This window comes from Nonomuraea sp. NPDC003709, assembly GCF_040610775.1.
Lineage (GTDB): Bacteria > Actinomycetota > Actinomycetes > Streptosporangiales > Streptosporangiaceae > Nonomuraea > Nonomuraea angiospora_A.
Genome location: NZ_JBEXMW010000006.1, coordinates 134,583 through 150,494, shown reverse-complemented (window position 1 = coordinate 150,494; position 15,912 = coordinate 134,583). Strand labels below are relative to the sequence as shown.

General features: G+C 71.0%; 20 protein-coding genes. 7 read left to right on the top strand and 13 right to left on the bottom strand.

Annotated features, from left to right (window positions below):
* Positions 1 to 24 precede the first annotated feature (24 nt).
* Entirely contained in the window at positions 25 to 906 is an 882-nt protein-coding gene (locus ABZX61_RS19915) for an NmrA/HSCARG family protein (protein WP_355196407.1), read from the top strand.
* 18 nt (positions 907 to 924) lie between these two features.
* Here the strand turns inward: ABZX61_RS19915 and ABZX61_RS19910 are convergent, their stop codons facing one another.
* A complete protein-coding gene (locus ABZX61_RS19910) occupies positions 925 to 2,346 on the bottom strand; it encodes an MFS transporter (RefSeq protein ID WP_355196405.1) in 1,422 nt (473 codons plus the stop codon).
* Positions 2,347 to 2,430: 84 nt separating this feature from the next.
* Here ABZX61_RS19910 and ABZX61_RS19905 point away from each other — a divergent pair, with 84 nt between their 5' ends.
* From ABZX61_RS19905 to ABZX61_RS19885, 5 genes are all read left to right on the top strand, one after another.
* Positions 2,431 to 2,766 carry a helix-turn-helix domain-containing protein gene (locus tag ABZX61_RS19905; protein WP_355196403.1) on the top strand — a complete coding sequence of 112 codons (336 nt, stop codon included), beginning with the start codon at positions 2,431 to 2,433 and terminating at the stop codon, positions 2,764 to 2,766.
* Positions 2,767 to 2,957: 191 nt separating this feature from the next.
* Positions 2,958 to 3,452 carry an SRPBCC domain-containing protein gene (locus ABZX61_RS19900; protein ID WP_355196401.1) on the top strand — a complete coding sequence of 165 codons (495 nt, stop codon included), beginning with the start codon at positions 2,958 to 2,960 and terminating at the stop codon, positions 3,450 to 3,452.
* Positions 3,453 to 3,651: 199 nt separating this feature from the next.
* Positions 3,652 to 4,665: a hypothetical protein gene (locus ABZX61_RS19895; protein ID WP_355196399.1), complete on the top strand. Its 1,014-nt coding sequence runs from the start codon at positions 3,652 to 3,654 to the stop codon at positions 4,663 to 4,665.
* The gene (locus ABZX61_RS19890) at positions 4,662 to 5,807 is read left to right on the top strand and encodes a histidine kinase (RefSeq protein WP_355196397.1); all 1,146 of its coding nucleotides are present in this window, start codon (positions 4,662 to 4,664) and stop codon (positions 5,805 to 5,807) included. The genes ABZX61_RS19895 and ABZX61_RS19890 overlap by 4 nt, the downstream gene beginning before the upstream one ends.
* Positions 5,804 to 6,409, top strand: a complete 606-nt coding sequence (locus ABZX61_RS19885; RefSeq protein ID WP_192784114.1) for a response regulator transcription factor — start codon at positions 5,804 to 5,806, stop codon at positions 6,407 to 6,409. Before ABZX61_RS19890 ends, ABZX61_RS19885 begins: the two co-directional genes overlap by 4 nt.
* A gap of 20 nt (positions 6,410 to 6,429) precedes the next feature.
* Here the strand turns inward: ABZX61_RS19885 and tsaA are convergent, their stop codons facing one another.
* The 3 genes from tsaA to ABZX61_RS19870 are packed head-to-tail and all read right to left on the bottom strand — an operon-like array spanning position 6,430 to position 8,403.
* On the bottom strand, positions 6,430 to 6,834 hold the full coding sequence (gene tsaA / locus ABZX61_RS19880; RefSeq protein WP_355196394.1) for a tRNA (N6-threonylcarbamoyladenosine(37)-N6)-methyltransferase TrmO: 405 nt from the start codon (positions 6,832 to 6,834) through the stop codon (positions 6,430 to 6,432).
* Between the two features lie 15 nt (positions 6,835 to 6,849).
* A complete protein-coding gene (locus tag ABZX61_RS19875) occupies positions 6,850 to 7,398 on the bottom strand; it encodes a helix-turn-helix domain-containing protein (protein ID WP_355196392.1) in 549 nt (182 codons plus the stop codon).
* Positions 7,399 to 7,455: 57 nt separating this feature from the next.
* Positions 7,456 to 8,403 (bottom strand): DUF1152 domain-containing protein, encoded by a 948-nt coding sequence (locus ABZX61_RS19870; protein ID WP_355196390.1) that lies wholly within the window; start codon positions 8,401 to 8,403, stop codon positions 7,456 to 7,458.
* 125 nt (positions 8,404 to 8,528) lie between these two features.
* On the opposite strand from ABZX61_RS19870, the gene ABZX61_RS19865 reads away from it, so the two are divergent.
* Positions 8,529 to 8,780, top strand: a complete 252-nt coding sequence (locus ABZX61_RS19865) for a hypothetical protein (protein WP_355196388.1) — start codon at positions 8,529 to 8,531, stop codon at positions 8,778 to 8,780.
* Here ABZX61_RS19865 and ABZX61_RS19860 read toward each other — a convergent pair.
* From ABZX61_RS19860 to sigJ, 9 genes are all read right to left on the bottom strand, one after another.
* Entirely contained in the window at positions 8,744 to 9,004 is a 261-nt protein-coding gene (locus ABZX61_RS19860; protein WP_355196386.1) for a hypothetical protein, read from the bottom strand. The two genes, ABZX61_RS19865 and ABZX61_RS19860, sit on opposite strands and share 37 nt — an antisense overlap.
* Before the next feature lie 49 nt (positions 9,005 to 9,053).
* Positions 9,054 to 10,490 (bottom strand): HAMP domain-containing sensor histidine kinase, encoded by a 1,437-nt coding sequence (locus ABZX61_RS19855; protein ID WP_355196384.1) that lies wholly within the window; start codon positions 10,488 to 10,490, stop codon positions 9,054 to 9,056.
* A complete protein-coding gene (locus ABZX61_RS19850) occupies positions 10,487 to 11,170 on the bottom strand; it encodes a response regulator transcription factor (protein WP_350730502.1) in 684 nt (227 codons plus the stop codon). Before ABZX61_RS19850 ends, ABZX61_RS19855 begins: the two co-directional genes overlap by 4 nt.
* Positions 11,167 to 11,616: a GerMN domain-containing protein gene (locus ABZX61_RS19845; RefSeq protein WP_355196382.1), complete on the bottom strand. Its 450-nt coding sequence runs from the start codon at positions 11,614 to 11,616 to the stop codon at positions 11,167 to 11,169. Before ABZX61_RS19845 ends, ABZX61_RS19850 begins: the two co-directional genes overlap by 4 nt.
* Positions 11,600 to 12,934, bottom strand: coding sequence for an acyltransferase (locus ABZX61_RS19840; protein WP_355196380.1), 1,335 nt, complete (start codon positions 12,932 to 12,934; stop codon positions 11,600 to 11,602). The genes ABZX61_RS19845 and ABZX61_RS19840 overlap by 17 nt, the downstream gene beginning before the upstream one ends.
* Positions 12,934 to 13,713 carry an SGNH hydrolase domain-containing protein gene (locus ABZX61_RS19835; protein ID WP_355196378.1) on the bottom strand — a complete coding sequence of 260 codons (780 nt, stop codon included), beginning with the start codon at positions 13,711 to 13,713 and terminating at the stop codon, positions 12,934 to 12,936. Before ABZX61_RS19835 ends, ABZX61_RS19840 begins: the two co-directional genes overlap by 1 nt.
* Before the next feature lie 120 nt (positions 13,714 to 13,833).
* Entirely contained in the window at positions 13,834 to 14,262 is a 429-nt protein-coding gene (locus tag ABZX61_RS19830) for a nuclear transport factor 2 family protein (RefSeq protein ID WP_355196376.1), read from the bottom strand.
* 29 nt (positions 14,263 to 14,291) lie between these two features.
* Positions 14,292 to 14,900 carry an NAD(P)H:quinone oxidoreductase gene (gene wrbA, locus ABZX61_RS19825; RefSeq protein WP_355196374.1) on the bottom strand — a complete coding sequence of 203 codons (609 nt, stop codon included), beginning with the start codon at positions 14,898 to 14,900 and terminating at the stop codon, positions 14,292 to 14,294.
* Positions 14,901 to 14,989: 89 nt separating this feature from the next.
* Positions 14,990 to 15,910, bottom strand: a complete 921-nt coding sequence (gene sigJ / locus ABZX61_RS19820; RefSeq protein WP_355196372.1) for an RNA polymerase sigma factor SigJ — start codon at positions 15,908 to 15,910, stop codon at positions 14,990 to 14,992.
* Between the last annotated feature and the right edge of the window lie 2 nt (positions 15,911 to 15,912).

Genomic DNA, 15,912 nt, shown 5'->3' with positions numbered 1-15,912 from the left:
TCATCCCAACCATGGAGATTTGTCATGACCAAAATCGTCGTCATCGGCGCCACCGGCAGGCAGGGCGGCGCCGTCGCCGACCTGCTTCTGCAGCGCGGTCACGAGGTGGTGGCGTACGTGCGCTCGGAGGAGTCCCCGGCCGCGAAGGCGCTTTCTGCTCAGGGGGCGCGGCTCGCCACCGGTGACCTCGCCGATCCCGACGCGCTCCAGCGGGCCTGTACGGACGCCGACGCGGTTTTCGGCCTCTCGGTGCCGTTCGGCGAGGGCGGCAAGGACGAGGAGGTGGCGCAGGGACGCCTGCTCGTCGACACCGTCGCCCGCCTCGACGCCCACCTGGTGTATTCGTCCGTACGGGGCGGCGACCGGCTGGAGGCCACCAACGTCGACCACGCCGACAGCAAGCAGCTCATCGAGGCGTATTTACGCGAGCTACCGGTGCGCGCGACGGTGCTCGGCCCGGTGTACTTCATGGAGAACGCGCTCAACCTCGGCTTCAGCCGGCTCGGCGACGGCATCCTCGCCAACCCGCTGACTCCCGGCAAGCCGCTCGACCAGGTGAGCGTCCTGGACATCGCCGGCATGGCCGTACACGCGATCGAGAACCCCGATGAGCTCGTCGGCGAGCGGATCGACATCGCCTCCGACCGCGTCACCGGGCAGGAGGCGGCCCGGATCCTGAGCGAGGTGCTGGGCCGGGAGATTCCGTACCAGCAACTGCCGCTGGAGATGGTGCGGCAGTGGGCCGGCGAGGAGGTGGCCACGATGTTCGAGAGCTTCGAGAACAACACCGACTTCCTCGACATCGAGACCCTGCACGCCACGTACCCCGCCGTGCGCTGGCACAGCTACGCCGAGTGGGCCAAGACGGTCGACTGGGACAGAGCCCTCGCAGGTCAGCTCCCCTGAGCGGGACCGGTTGACGGCTCATCCGGACGGCGTCGTGACCGTGGGTGCCTGCGGCGTGGAGACCTCCGCGGGCCCGGACCTCACCAGCCACAGGCCGGTGAACACGGCGCCGGCCAGGGTGACGACGCCGGCCGCGACGAAGGCACTGTCGAGGCCGGCCTCGAAGGACGCGCCGCCGGCCTCACGGGTGCGGACGACGGCTCCCAGCACCGCCACGCCGAGCACCGCGCCGATCTGCCGGGTGGTGCTGCTGATGCCCGACGCGAGGCCTCCCTCCTGCGGGCTGACCGCCTGGATGGCGGCGCCGGTCAGCGGGGACATGGTCAGGGCGAAACCGACGCCGACGATGGCCAGCCGCCACCACACGTTCCCGTAGCCGGTGTCCGCGTGCACGAAGCCCAGCGCCAGCAGCCCCAGCCCGGCCAGCGCCAGGCCGATGGTGACCACGATCCGGAAGCCGTACCTGGCCGCGAACCGGCCCGCGAACGGGCTGACGATCACCATGGCGAGCGAGGCCGGCAAGGTCTGCAGGCCGGCCAGCAGAATCGAACTGCCCTGGACGTACACGAAGAACTGGGAGAAGAAGAAGGACGAACCCATGAGCGCGAAACCCACCACGACCATCGCCGTGTTGGACACCGTGAACAGCCGCTGCCGGAACAGCCGCAGCGGCAGCATCGGCGTCGCACCACGTCCTTCGACGACGACGAAGGCGGCGAGGATCGCCACCGCGGCGGCGAAGGTGCCCAGGATCACCGGCGAGGTCCAGCCACGGGAGCCGCCCTCGATCAGCCCAAAGGTCAGCGCCCCCACGCCCAGGACGGACAGGACCGTCCCCGGGAGGTCGATCGCCGGCGCGTTCGGATTGCGGGACTCGCTCAGGACGCGCATACCGACCAGCAGCAGGATCGCGCCGATGGGCACGTTGACGAGGAAGATGGCGGGCCAGCCGAAGGCGTCCACCAGGATGCCGCCGGCCAACGGTCCGGCGGCCAGGCCGATCCCGCTGAATCCGGCCCACAGTCCGATCGCCTTGACCCGTTCCTGCGGAACGGGATACGCGGCGGCGAGCAGGGCCAGCGAGGCGGGGCTCAGCGCCGCGGCCCCGATGCCCTGCACCACCCGGCCGGCGATGAGCCAGCCGATCGAGGGTGCGACGGAGCACACCACGGACGCGACGGTGAACACCACGACGCCGGCCAGGAAGACCCGCCTGCGGCCGAAGCGGTCGGCGAAGACGCCGCCGGACAGCAACAGCATGGCGACCAGCAGCACGTAGGCGTCGACGATCCATTGCAGGCCGGTCAGCTGGGTGTGCAGCCGCTGCTGCATGTCGGGCAGCGCCGCGCCGACGATCGTGCTGTCGAGCAGCACCATGAACTGGCCCAGGCAGGCCACTGCGAGTAACGCTGTCCGGTTCGTGCTTCCGTGTGCGGTCAAAGCTGCTCCCTCTCATGGGGCGGATGCTCTGGCACACCATAGTTCGATAATTCCGAAGTGTCGAAGCGTTGTATTGTGGAGGGCATGCGACCGCTACCCCAGCCGGCCCGCGAGTCGTTGACGCTCGCGCCAGTCCTCCACGCGCTCGGCGATCCGGTGCGCCTGGAGCTGGTACGGCGGGCCTGGGACAACCCCGAGTCGACCTGCTCCGCTCTCGCCGACGGCCTGGACGTGCCGCTGTCGACGCTGTCCAACCACTGGCGGATCCTGCGCGAGGCCGGGCTGATCACCATGACCGTCGACGGCCGGCACCGGCGGATCCGGCCGCGCGCCGACGATCTGAGCGACCGCTTCCCGGGCCTGCTCGACCCGATCCTGCGCCTCAGCGCGGCCGACCCGTCGGACGGCGGCCTGGAGTGAATAAGGGAGTAGGCCGTAAGTGACGGAACTCCGCTGGTGATCGGCACGGCGGCCACGAGCGGTCGGAGCCGGCCGGGTGCACCGCCCGGCCGGCCCGAAACTCATCACCTGTCTCGTGACATTTACATCTGTCTGCCACGGGCCCTCACGAGGAGGATCGTTCGCGTAACCGCACCTCAAAGGGAGCAATCATGACCGTCTCGCCCGTGGCCAAGACCGTCCGGATCGAGCGCACCTACGCGACCACGCCCGAGCACGTGTGGCGGCTGTGGACCACCGGTGCCGGCATCGAGTCCTGGTGGTCGCCCGACGGCTTCACGGTCAACGTCGGGAAGCTGGACCTGCGGCCCGGCGGCGAGCTGATCTACACGATGACCGCGACCGCGCCCGAGCAGATCGCGTTCATGGAGGGCGCCGGGCTGCCGCTGAGCACCGAGTCGCGCAAGACCTTCGTCGAGGTGGACGAGCCCACGCGGCTCTCCTACACCTCGCTGGCCGACTTCATCCCGGGGGTGGATCCGTACGACTTCCTCACCGTGGTCGAGATCCAGTCCACCGGCGACGGCGTCCACGTCGTCATGACCATGGACGCGATGCACGACGAGGAGTGGACCCAGCGCCTGACGGCCGGCCGCGGCAACGAGCTGGACAACCTCGGCCGGGTCATCGACGCCGGAGAAGTCTGATCCCCTCACGCTCGTGGTGCGCATCGTCTCTCCCTTGAACGGTCACGACACCGTTGCTCTAGCCCCCCGCCTGCGCCGCCGCGCGATCGGAGCGGATCCAGGTCGCGGGCATGCCGGCCCGTCCAGGACGCCCACCCGCGCCGGATCCGGCACCCGGCCGCGGCCTCTACTCTGGTCAGCCAGGACGCGAGGACGGGCGGTGGGAGGATTGGCGGAGCTGTGGCGATCCGACCGCGTCGTCCGGCTGGCGCCGGTCGGCGCCGTCGCCTGCAGTGCCCTGCTGCCGGTGGTGCAGGTGATGCTGGCGTTCGGCTACATGGGCAACGACACCCGCACGGGGCTGTGGAGCCTCGCGGCGGTGGTGACGTACCTGCCGCTGCACCTGCGCCACGTCTGGTACGCGGCGCACGCGCGGCGGCCACCGGCCGGCGTCTGGACGTTCGCCGTGATGGCCGCCGTCATCCTCGGCGCCACTCCCTTGGCCGGGAACATGTGGCCGCGGTCCTACGCGGCCCTGGTGGTGTCGGCGCTGCTGGTGCTGCCGGCGCCGTGGTCGTACATCGTGTACGTGACGGTGGCGGCCGCGGCGGCGCCGATTGCCTACGCGCTGGGGCTGCCGTGGACGACGGCGCCGTGGCTGCTGTTCTCGGTGCTGGGTGGGAGCGCGGCGCTGCTGCTGCTGGTCTGGCTCCCCGCCGCGCTGACACGGCTGCGGGCGGCCAGGGAACTGCTTGCCCAGCAGGCGGTGGCACAGGAACGCCGCCGCCTCGACGACGATCTGCGCCGGAGCCTTGGCCGCGCGCTGGAGTCGATCGCGGCGCGCGGGGAACAGGCCGGGCGCAGGCTCGGGGCGGCCGCGCCCGAGGGTCTGTCGGACGAGCTGGCCGCGCTCGCCGACGATTCCAGACGTACGCTCGCCGACGCCAGGCAGCGCGTACGCGGCTACCGTCAGCCGTCGTTGCGCGCCGAGCTGGAGACCGCCGCGACCCTGCTGGCCGCGGCCGGCATCGAGACCCGCCTCGAACTCCCGCGCGGCGGCGTCCCCGACGCCATCGCCCCGCAGTCCCGGGCCGCGCTGCGCGCGACGGTCACCCGGCTGCTGCGCGCCGACACCGTACCCTCCTGCACGATCACGGTGACCTCCACGGACGGTCGCCTACGGCTGGAGCTGCGCACCGGCGAGGCCACCGAGACGATCGAGATACCGGCATGACCGCGTCCATCCCGCCCCGCTGGGTCCTGCGGCACCCGCACTGGCCGCTGATCGCCCTGCACGTGCCGCTGACCCTGCAGGTGCCGGTCTACACGATCCTCGGCATGGACGGCCCGCCCGGCAACCCGGTCGCCGCGATCCTGGGGGCCGCCGCGGCCGGCGCGATCCAGCTGCGGCACAGCCTCGCGGCGGCCCGGGGCGAGCGTCCCGCGGGCTGGCCCTGGAGCCTCGCGGCGCTGGTGCTGCTCGCGGACCTGCCGATCTGGTGGCTCGGCTCCAACTGGGAAGCCCTCGGGATCTTCGCGCTCGCCTCGATGATGACCTTGCTGCGCGGCGGGTGGGTGCTGGCGGCGGCCGCCACGCTGCAGTTGACGGCCAACGCCACCAGGGAGGTGCTGACGATGCTGCAGAGCCAGGGCACGATCCCGCAGGCCGTCCTCCTCGGCCTGTACGCGGTGGTCGTCACCGGCCTGTACGCCGCGGCTCTGGTCGGGGGCGCCCGCCTGGTCCGGCTGCTGAACGAGCTGGACGGCGCCCGTACCGAGCTGGCCGCGACCGCCGTCGGCGAGGAGCGGATCCGGGTCTCGCGCGACCTGCACGACCTGCTCGGCCAGAGCCTGTCGGCGATCGCTCTCAAGGGTGACCTGGCGCTGCGGCTGCTCACCAGGGACGCCGTCGCCGCCCGTGCCGAGATCGAGAGCCTGACCGGCGTGGCCCGCGACGCGCTGCACGACGTACGGGCGATCACGCGGGACCAGCACGCCGTGTCGCTGCGTACGGAGATCGACGGGGCCGCGGCCCTGCTCGGCGCCGCAGGCGTGGAGACCCGGCTCGACGTGGCCGACCTGCGGTCGCTGCCCGGGTCCGCGCAGAGCGCCCTGGCCTGGGCCGTCAGAGAGGGCACCACGAACCTGCTGCGCCACAGCGAGGCCGGCTCCTGCACCATCACGCTTTCCCGGCAGCACGGGAGAATACGGCTGGAGATCGTCAACGACGGCGTCCGCGGCGCCGCCGGCCTTGGGAGCGGCTCCGGGCTCGCCGGGGTGGCCGAGCGCGCCGAAGCCGTGTCCGGCTCGTCCGAGGCCGGTGTCCGTGATGGCCGGTTCCGGCTGTCGGTCGAGGTTCCGGAGGAGGTCGCGTGATCCGCGTGCTGATCGCCGAGGACATGCACATGATCAGGTCCGCGCTGGTGGCGTTGCTGTCGCTGGAGGACGACATGGAGGTGGTCGCCGAGATCGAGCGCGGGGACGAGGTGCTGGACGCCGCGCTGCGGGTACGCCCCGACGTCGCGGTGCTGGACATCGACATGCCGGGCCTGGACGGGCTGTCGGCGGCCGAGCAACTGTCCGCGCGGCTTCCCGGCTGCCGCACTCTCGTGCTCACCGGGCTCAGCCAGCCGGGCAACCTGCTGCGCGCGCTGAAGGTGCACGTCAAGGGCTTCATCGTGAAGGACGCCCCGGCGCAGACCCTCACGGACGGGATCAGGCGCATCGCGGCGGGGGAGCGGGTGATCGATCCCGAGCTCGTCGCCGCCGCTCTCGAGACCGGCAGCAGCCCGCTGACGGCCCGCGAGACCGAGGTGCTGCGCGCCGCGGCGAGCGGCAACCGCGTCGCCCAGATCGCCACCCAGCTCTCGCTCTCGCAGGCCACGGTGCGCAACTACCTGTCGAACGCGATCAGCAAGGTGGGCGGGCGCAACCGCATCGACGCCATCCGCATATCTCGCGACGCCGGCTGGCTCTAGACAGGTCAGTGCTCGGGCTGTCAGCGGTCGGGGGTGAGGAGGGGTTTGACGTCCAGGATCGGGGTCGCGTCGAGGGCTTCGAGGTTGCGGACGTGGACGCGCGTGCCGCCGATGGCGAGGATGTGGACGATGTGCAGGCCGATCGGGTTGGGACGGTCGGGCGCGCGGGTGGCGAAGACGCCGGAGAGCGGCCGGGTGGTGTCGCCGCGCGGGTGCACGGTGAGCGTCTCGCGGTCGGCGCGGTCGAGCCAGGTGAGCAGCAGGACGTCGGCACCCGGGGTCAGGCCGTCCAGGGCGGGGGCGTACCGATCGTCGAAGACGAGCCAGGCGTCGGGCGCTCCCTCATCGGCCTGCCGGGGCGCCGCCGCCCGATCGGTCAGTGTCGACTCGACGCGCCCGATCGGGCGCAGCGTGTATTCGGTCAAGGGTCCTGGATCCTCTCACTCGGTCTCGGCCGCGGACGCCTGCTCGATCGGGAAGAAAACCGGGCTGAGCAGGTACTGCGCGCGATCCGGCGTCGGCTCGTTGGCCAGCAGGGGCAGGATCACGCGCCGCAGCTCGAGGATCATCTTCTCCAGTTCGTCGCGGTTGAGCCAGACGGCGTGCTGCCGGTAGCCGACCAGGTCCGCGGCCGGCTCGGCGTTGTCGCGATCGAGGTAGGCGTTGAACTCGGCCACCAGCACGGCCATCGACGTGGCGAACACGCGCCGGTGGTCGTCGGCCGACAGCGCCGCCGCCGCGTCGGCGTCCACGACGACCCGGTCAAGGCGTAGCCGGTAGCGGCGTTCCACCGCGCCGCGCACGCGCCGCTCGTCGGCCACCTCCAGGATTCCGTTGGCCGCGAGCAGGTCGACGTGCCGGTAGATCATGGCCTTCGAGCTGTCGGGGATGCGGGCACACAGTTGAGCGGTGGTGAGTTCGCGCCCTCCGCGCATCGCGTGCACGATCCGCAGCCGTACCGGATGCGCCAGCAGTTCCAGGGTGTCCACCTCGCAACGGTCTCATGCCGCGCTACCATTACACAAACACGAGAACGGTGGCTGCCTCTAGTGCGGGAACGCCTTCGGCGGGCGGGGCGTCACCTCGTCGCGGAACGCCTCGATGACGGAGTGGACCTGGCGCATGAGCACGGTGTCCTGGAGCCGGTCCAGGTAGAGCGAGCGCCGGGCCAGCGCGTCGAGGTCCACGGCGAAGTAGATGGCCATCAGTGGATTGACGAACAGCTCGCTGCCCTTGGTCCTGTCGGTGAAGCGCACATCCCCGAACTCGCCGCGCACGGCCGCCGCGATCGAGCCGTTCACGATGCTCGGGTACGCCGGCAGCTCGGCCTGGGCGTGGGCGACGGCGTCGAGGTAGAGCGCGCCCGCCTTCGTGGACCTGGAGACGGAGAACGCGCCCAGGTAGGCGCCGTCGCGCTCCAGGGCTGCCAGGTTCTCCAGGACCTGTGCGTGGTTGACGCCGTGATAGGCGTCCACCCCGAAGCCCAGGCAGGCCACGATCTTCTCGGGGACGTCGAGGGCGTGGGCGGCGGCCAGGCTCGTCATGTCGTCGGCCGGCGTGCCGAGACCGGCCTCGTCGCCGCGCATGAGGATGTCGGTGCCGCCGTCCACCAGGACGACCGCGTCCAGGTCGAGGTACGCGGCGAGCTTGGCGTACGCGGCCTGCAGCGGGCGGACGCCGACCTTGGGGAAGGCGTACACGGTCGACGGCTGGCCGTGCATGGCCAGCCAGCGGGCCAGGCAGCCCTCGGGGAAGTACCAGTCGCGGGCCTCGGTGTCCGGGCGTATCTCCGCGACGTCCTCGAACAGCCAGACGTCGAGGTCGAGCGCGTCGAGGTGGCTGAACGACAGGTTCGCCAGGTGCACCTTCTTGCCGGCCTCTCGGAGGGTCAGGGCGAGGGGTAACCCGGCGTACACGTCGGAACCCCCGCCTGCGCCGGCGACGAGGATCCGGCTGCAACGCTCAAGCCGGGCGGACAGCGGCGATCCGAACATGCATCACATCTTGCACTGTGGACAGCACGATCAGCGTCCCGTAATCGCTCGCGCCGCAGGCGTCGGCCCGGGGTTCGGGGCCGTTCATCGGCGGGCGCTGCGATCAATGTGGCAGAGTGCGGGGCATGAAGCCCGATTTGCGCCTCGACGTTCCGGCGGACTTCGACGACTCCGATGCCGACTCGCAAGTCCATCCGATGGCCAGGTTGCTGTTTCCCGCACGGACCGCCGCGGAAGCGTTCGGCAAGGCCCAGGAGTGGGTGGGGGCTCACAACGTATTTCTGGTGGACGTCTCGTGGGACTACGCGACCGGTGAAGCGGAACCGTACGTCCTGAGCATCTACTTCGTCTTCGAGGACGAATCCGAGCCGGCGTGAGCCACGGCCCGGCGCGGGCGGTGCCGGATCCGGCCGACGCGGGCGGCCCGTCGTAGCCAGAAGGCCGTGGGTCCCAGGCAGACCAGCAGCGCGAGCAGGTTGGCCTCGGGGCCGAACGTACCGCCGGTCAGCGGGGCCGGGCCGGACAGCGTGGCGTTGACGTTGACCAGAGGCGTCGCGCCGAACAGCAGGGCGGACACGACCAGGGCGATCACGGTGACCATCCCACCGGACGGGACATTCGGGATAGCTCTCACGGGGGATGGGACGAGTTCAGGGTGAGGTCCGGGGGAGGGCGAGGGCCAGGATGGCTCCGCCGTGAGGGGCGTTGGCAGCGGTGAGGGTGCCGCCGTGCAGGCGCGCGTTCTCGGCGGCGATGGCCAGGCCCAGACCGCTGCCCTCGGTACGGGTACGGGCGGCGTCGCCTTTGGTGAACCGGTCGAAGACGTGGGGCAGAAGGTCGGCGGGGATGCCGGGCCCGTCGTCGGAGACGGTGACGACGGTCCGGTCGGCACCGGACTGGACCTGGATGAGGACCGACACCGCCGGGCCGCCGTGCCGCAGCGCGTTGCCGACGAGGTTGGCGAGGATGACATCGACCCGGCGCGGGTCGAGGCGGACGCGCAGGCCCGAGGGGATGTCGGTGCGGACCCGATCGTGCCAGTGCCGCAGATCGAGCGTCTTGGCGATGAGCTCGCCCAGGTCGACCTCGTCGAGATTCAGTACGGCGGCGCCGGCGTCGAAGCGGGACACCTCGATCAGGTCCTCGACGAGGCGGGTGAGCTTGCGCGTCTCGTCGGAGACCAGCTGCAGCGCCTCGGCGGTGAGCGGCGCGAGGCGGCCGGAGGCGGCGTCGGCGTCGAGGACTCCGGTGACAGCGCTCATGGCCGCCAGCGGCGTACGCAGCTCGTGGGAGACGTCGGCGGCGAACCGCCGCGCCCGCGCTTCCATGTCGCGGAGTGCGGCCGCGTCGGCCTGGAGCGTGGCCGCCATGGTGTTGAAGGTGCGGCCGAGGTCGGCGAGTTCGTCGTCGCCGGTGACGCTCACGCGGGTGTCCAGGCTGCCTCCCGCCATCTGTTCCGCGGCCGTGCGCAGCCGCCGTACCGGTCGCAGCAGTCTGCGCGCGGCCAGCAGCGCGGGGACGATGGAGGCCAGAGCGACGGGGAGGGCTCCGGCGCGGGCGGCGGCCGCCAGGCTGTCCACGTCCTGCTGCTGGGAGGCCAGGGAGAGGGAGGCGTAGACGACGAGCGGCGGGGAGCCGTGCGGGCGTGCGGCGGCGGTGACGGGAAGGGCCACGGCCAGCCAGGGCGTCCCGGCGTGGTGAAAGCGCTGGGCCAGCGCGGTGCGCGCCGAGGCCGCCTGGTCGCGCAGCTGCGCGGGCAGCGGCGGCACCTGCTTCCCGGCGGCGATGAGCGGGCCGCCACGATAGGACAGCGCGGTGTGCCGGCCCCGCGTGCCCATCGCCAGGTCCAGCTGCCGGGCCAGCTTGCGCAGATCCGCCTCGGCGGGGTCGGCGGGCAGGTCGGGCGTCCGGGAGGTGAGGTTGGCGCGTAGTTCCTGCAGGACGTCGGCCTGGGTGCGTTCGACGATCGCGGTGTGGCCCTGCCGGTAGGTGATCGTGGCGGCGGTCAGCGCGCTGATCGTGGAGACCAGGAGGAACACCAGGACCAGCTGGGCTCTCAGGCCGCGGGCGCGGGCGAGGCGGATCACAGCGGCCCGAACCGGTAACCGAAGCCGCGCACGGTCTGGATGTAGCGGGGGTTGCGAGGGTCGTTCTCGATCTTGGCTCGCAGCCGCATCACGCACGCGTCGACCAGCCGGTAGTCGCCGTGGAAGCTGTGCTCCCAGACCTGTTCCAGGAGTTGCTGGCGGCTGAAGGTCTGCTCGGGCGCGGCCGTCAGGAACAGCAGCAGCTTCAGCTCCGTCGGCGCCAACGCGAGCTGCTCGCCGTGCTTGAGCACGCGCAGGGCGACCCGGTCGACGAACAGGTCGCCGTGGGTGGTGCGGGCCTGGTCGGAGGAGGCGGGCTGGGTGGTACGGCGCAGCACCGCGCGCATGCGAGCCTCGATGACCTCGCTGCTGGCCGGCTTGATCACGTAGTCGTCGGCGCCGGCTTCGAGGCCCACGACGACGTCCACGTCATCGTCGCGGGCTGACAGGATCACGATGGGCACCTGGCTGAAGGCGCGGATGCGGCGGCAGGTCTCCAGGCCGCTCATGCCGGGCAGCATGAGGTCGAGCAGGACGATGTCGGGCGCGCTCGCGATGAGTTCGGCCAGTCCTTCCTCGCCGGTCGAGACGAGCAGGGTCTCGTGGCCCCTGTGGCGCAGGCCGAGGCTCACGCCGCGGCGTACGGCCGGGTCGTCTTCTATCACCAGGACGCGGGTCATGAGGAGGCTCCCTGGTGGGCCGGGACGGCCGACCCGCTCTCGTCGCACCTGACGGGCCAGGGCGGGCCCGGCATGCCGGGCTCGAACACCTCGATCACGGGGTCGTCGCCGACGTCCGGGGCCTCAGCGGCCGTACAGACCAGCTGGCTCACCGCAGCCGGGCGCAGGTCACGCACCAGCCATGGCAGATGCAGCTGTACGCGGCCCTTGGCCGTCCTGGCGCGGACCGGACGTGGCGCCGAGGGCAGTTGCGTGATCAGCCCCCGTGCCCGCTCGGCCGCCGTGGGGCCGTCGAGCAGCGCATCCATGGCCTGTTGCACCCGGGCGGCGGCCGATGCCGGCCGGGAGACCGGCCAGGTGCCCTGAGGCGTGACGAAGTACACCCGCAGCGAACTACCGAGGTCTTCGGTCAGGCCGCCTTGGACCAGGTCACCGGCGGAGCGCACATCGGTGTCGCTGATTCCACAACCCGCCAGCGTCGCCGCGGCGACCAGGCCGGCCGCCACGTGGCGTAAGACCCTCGGCATGTGCCCGTTCCTCCGTTTCCTGGCGCGAACCGTTCTGCCATGACTGGCTGAGCCTGCTCACGTCGACCGTCCCGGCGCCGGGCCGCGGCCGCGGTATCGCCGCCCACAGCCCCGCCGCCATGACCGCCGCGGCGGCCAGTGCCGCCCATCCGCGCCGCCCGGTGGCCCAGCCGGTGCGCAGCCGTATCGGATCTTCGACGGTGGCTTTCGAGACTACCGCAGCCAGCAGTGACAGCCCGGCCGCGATGATCGTCCAGCCCCAGCCGCCGAACCCGGTCACCGGCCGGGGCAGCAGCAGGTAGACCGGCCAGTGCCACAGGTACAGGCTGTAGGAGAGCTCGCCCAGCCGGCGCGGCACGGTGCTGCCGATCACCCGGCCCGCCAGGCCGTCCGGTGCGTGGGCCAGGAGCGCGATCAGCGCGGCGCCGGCCAGGGAGTGTGCGAACATCCCGCCCTGGAACAGGCCGGGGGCCTTTTCCCCGCCGGTCAGCAGCCATGAGGCCAACAGTCCGCACAGCAGCAGGACGCAGAGCACGTCCACGGCGGTACGTGACAGGCCGGCCACCGCGTTCCGGATGGGCGCCGTGGCGGCGGCCGCGCCGAGGAGCAGGGAGAAGGCCCGGGTGTCGGTGCCCTCGTAGGCGCGGGTGGTGTCCACGGCCGTCCCGAGCCTGATCATGAGCAGAAGTGAGACGAGCGCGCCGGCCACCGCGACGAGCGCCACCCGCCGGTGCCCGCCGGGCCCTCTCCCGGCCACTGCCAGCATCAGAGGCCAGGCCAGGTAGAACTGCCATTCGACGCCGATGCTCCACAGGTGGGCGAACAGGCGGGTGCCGGAGGCGTTCCAGTAGCCGATCCGCTCGCCGATGTAGTGCCAGTTCACGCTCTGGGCGGCCACCCACGGCGCGTCCTGGAGGGCGTACCTCAGCAGGTCAGGCCTGGCGAACGCCCAGGCCAGCAGCAGTGTCGAGATGACCATGAAGGTCAGCGCGGGCAGCAGACGGCGGGCCCTGCGCTCCCAGAAGGCCGCCAGGCGGAGACCGCCGTTCCTGCCGAGCTCTTCCAGCAGCAGGCCGGTGATCAGAAAGCCGGACAGGACGAAGAACAGGTCGACGCCCAGGAACCCGCCGCGCAGATGCCCGGCGTGAAACAGCAGGACCGCGGCGACAGCGAGCCCGCGCAACCCGTCGAGCGCGCCGACATGCGCGCGACGCGGGGCCGACGTCGTCGGTCCCATCAGCCGCAGCCGAGTTTGGCGAAGCGCTCGTCTCCGGTCCACGGCCCGGTGGCCCAGACGCCGGGGGCGGCCGGGGTGAAGCCGGCCAACTCGCCGAGCTGCTTGGCGAACCAGGTGGCGAAGGCCGCCGAGCCCTGCTGGCAGGAGTGGATGCCGTCCTTGGCGCGCTGGGCCTTGGCGGCGGCGTAGTCGCTGCCCCACAGCGCGGAGGCATCCAGGTAGCGAACGTGCGTGGACTTGGCGGCCATCGCCGGCGCGGTCTTGATCGCGTTCTCGTGGGGTTTGTAGAAATCGTCGATCTTGAACGGCGGCGCGGACACCAGCACGAGTTCGGCACCGGCGTCCGCGGCCGTTCGGGAGAGCTGCTGGTAGGCCGCCAGCTGTTGGCGGGCGGTGCCCCAGTCGTAGGTGGTGATCTGGTAGGCGATCACCGTCGGCCGGAAGGAGGCGAGGTTTTTCTTCAGCGTCTTCCAGGTGTCCCTGGCCGCCATGGCCGTCACCTCGTGGTCACCGGCGACGACGTTGCCGCCGCCGTCGGACGTGGCGTTCCTGAACGCCACGCCCGCGGCCTTCAACGCCGCCTCCAGCGCCGGGGCCTGCGCGCCCGCGATGGAGTCACCCATCCAGAGCACCTTGACACCGGTGGCGGTCTGCTGGGTCGCCGCGCCGGGGGAGGTCGCGGACGCGCCGCAACCCGCGAGTGTGAGCCCGGTCGCGACAGCCAGGATCAGGCCGGTGTACCCGTGGTGGAACCGGCGAGAGAGGTTCGTCGATCGCATGGCCAGCAGGCAATCAGACGAATGCGGAGCTCAGCCGGGTTGTCATCGTTTCATCACACGATGCGGGATCGGCCGTCACGAATGCCGGGCGGGCGGTGTCGCTGTCGTCAAGCGGCCGGCTCACACCGCCGGTGGGACCCAGGGTTGAAGGGTCTCCGGGTCGAACGGCATCGAGATGTGTTCGTGCGTGATCAGCCACTTGCCGCTGGTCCGGCGGCAGCAGACCGTCGATCGTACCCACATCACGCGATCAGACTCGTCCTTCAGGGTTCCGGTGTCCAGGTGGAGCATGTGCGCGAACGCGACGTCTCCGCTGATGGCGATGTTGAGTTCGTGCGTTTCCAGGCCGATGGGGCCGTCATATTCGTCGAACCACCGCACGAAATTGCGGCGGACTTCGTCGGACCCCGCGAACTGGAGCGGGGGAACGACATCGTAATAAATGATGTCGGGAGAATAGTGGGACATGAGCCGGTCAATGTCCTTTGCCTGGCAGGCATCGACTCGACCTTCCAGGAAGGCCAGAAATTCGGCATCGTTCGTAGTCATTGCATCCTCCGTTCAAGGAATGTGTGGTGTCAGGCGGCGCGGCCGGCCTTGAGTGAGGCGGCGGTGTCGACGATTCGGCGGGCCTGGTAGCGGGCCGCGTCCAAGGGCACGTCGCCGGGTGCGCCGTCGCCGGCCACGTGGGAGGTGCCGTACGGGTTGCCCGACTGGAACTGGATGGGGTCGGTGTAGCCGGGAGGCACGATGATGCCGCCCCAGTGGTAGAACGTGTTCCCCAGCGCCAGGATGGTGGATTCCTGCCCGCCATGGGCGGTGTTGGAGGCGGTGAAAGCCGAGTACACCTTGTTGGCGAGCAGGCCCTGGAACCACAGGGGCCCGGTGGTGTCGATGAACGCCCTGAGCTGGCTGGCCGGGTTGCCGAAGCGGGTGGGGGTACCGAACAGCACCGCGTCGGCCCACTCCAGGTCGTCGAGGCCGGCCTGGACGACGTCGGCGGTGTCCTGAATGTGCTGGCCCCAGGCCGGATTGGCGTTGATCGCCTCCGGCGGAGCCGTTTCGGCAACCTTGCGCAGTCGCACATTGGCACCGGCCTTTTCCGCACCTTCGGCGGCGGCTCGCGCCAAGGCATGCACGGTGCCGGTGGCACTGTAGTAAATGATCGCGAGGTTGACGGATTCCATGGTCAGTTTCCTTTCGCAATGTTCGTCTCAGGAGTTTGACGACAGAGCCGTGCGAAATGTCAGGTGGACGTCTTTCATCGCCGCGCGCGTCAGGCCGTCCAGGGCCGGAGCTTGTTGGGATTGCGTACGGCCCACAGGTGCTTGATCCGCTCGCCTGCGACGTCGAACGCCATGACCACCACGGTCTCCCCGTCCTGCTGGGCCGCCAGGCCGGGCTGACCGTTGACCGTACGCTCCAGGAACACGAGGTCGGGTGCCAGGCCGGCGACCTCGACCAGGTAGCGCGCGATCCGCTCGGCGCCCTCGACCGGCTCCAGCATGGCGGTGACCAGGCCGCCGCCGTCGGCGATCGCCGTGGCGTCGGGGTCTAGGAGGTCGACGAGGGCTCTGATGTCCTTGGCCTCCCATGCCTGCTTGAAGTCCCTGACGACGTCGGCCTGCCGGGCCTCCGGCGTCACGGGCGTCTGTGACTCGCGGATGCGGCGGCGCGCGGAGGACGCGAGCTGGCGGCAGGCCGCCGGGGTACGGCCGACGACCTCGGCCACTTCGGCGAAGGAGTAGCGGAAGACGTCGTGCAGGACGAACGCGACACGCTCGGCCGGGGTCATCGCTTCGAGCACCACGAGGAACGCCATGGTGACCGACTCGTCGAGGGTGATCCGGTCGGCGGGGTCGCCCGGCCGCGCGCCGGTCCACTCCGTACGGTCGGGCAGCGGCTCGGGAACCCATTCGCCCACGTAGCTCTCGCGGCGGACCCGGGCCGAGCCGAGCAGGTCCAGGCAGATGCGGCCGGCGACCTTGGTCAGCCAGGCGCCGGGGCTCTCGATGGCCTCCTGCTGCCGCGGGGGCATGGCGTACCAGCGGGTGTAGGTCTCTTGCACGACGTCCTCGGCGTCGGCCAGCGAGCCGAGCAGCCGGTAGGCGAGATTGATCAGCCGACGCCGCTCGCTCATGATCGCGCTCAGGCTCGGATCGCGCCGGTTGTCTCCTGGCTCTGATCGGGTGGTCATGA

What these genes read in the sequence shown, in the direction of transcription:
- ABZX61_RS19915 (WP_355196407.1), top strand. Translation starts at nt 25, where the DNA reads ATGACCAAAATCGTCGTCATCGGCGCCACCGGCAGGCAGGGCGGCGCC.
- ABZX61_RS19905 (WP_355196403.1), top strand. Translation starts at nt 2,431, where the DNA reads ATGCGACCGCTACCCCAGCCGGCCCGCGAGTCGTTGACGCTCGCGCCA.
- ABZX61_RS19900 (WP_355196401.1), top strand. Translation starts at nt 2,958, where the DNA reads ATGACCGTCTCGCCCGTGGCCAAGACCGTCCGGATCGAGCGCACCTAC.
- ABZX61_RS19890 (WP_355196397.1), top strand. Translation starts at nt 4,662, where the DNA reads ATGACCGCGTCCATCCCGCCCCGCTGGGTCCTGCGGCACCCGCACTGG.
- ABZX61_RS19870 (WP_355196390.1), bottom strand. Translation starts at nt 8,403, where the DNA reads ATGTTCGGATCGCCGCTGTCCGCCCGGCTTGAGCGTTGCAGCCGGATC.
- ABZX61_RS19865 (WP_355196388.1), top strand. Translation starts at nt 8,529, where the DNA reads ATGAAGCCCGATTTGCGCCTCGACGTTCCGGCGGACTTCGACGACTCC.
- ABZX61_RS19860 (WP_355196386.1), bottom strand. Translation starts at nt 9,004, where the DNA reads ATGGTCACCGTGATCGCCCTGGTCGTGTCCGCCCTGCTGTTCGGCGCG.
- ABZX61_RS19850 (WP_350730502.1), bottom strand. Translation starts at nt 11,170, where the DNA reads ATGACCCGCGTCCTGGTGATAGAAGACGACCCGGCCGTACGCCGCGGC.
- ABZX61_RS19840 (WP_355196380.1), bottom strand. Translation starts at nt 12,934, where the DNA reads ATGGGACCGACGACGTCGGCCCCGCGTCGCGCGCATGTCGGCGCGCTC.
- ABZX61_RS19835 (WP_355196378.1), bottom strand. Translation starts at nt 13,713, where the DNA reads ATGCGATCGACGAACCTCTCTCGCCGGTTCCACCACGGGTACACCGGC.
- ABZX61_RS19830 (WP_355196376.1), bottom strand. Translation starts at nt 14,262, where the DNA reads ATGACTACGAACGATGCCGAATTTCTGGCCTTCCTGGAAGGTCGAGTC.
- wrbA (WP_355196374.1), bottom strand. Translation starts at nt 14,900, where the DNA reads ATGGAATCCGTCAACCTCGCGATCATTTACTACAGTGCCACCGGCACC.
- sigJ (WP_355196372.1), bottom strand. Translation starts at nt 15,910, where the DNA reads ATGACCACCCGATCAGAGCCAGGAGACAACCGGCGCGATCCGAGCCTG.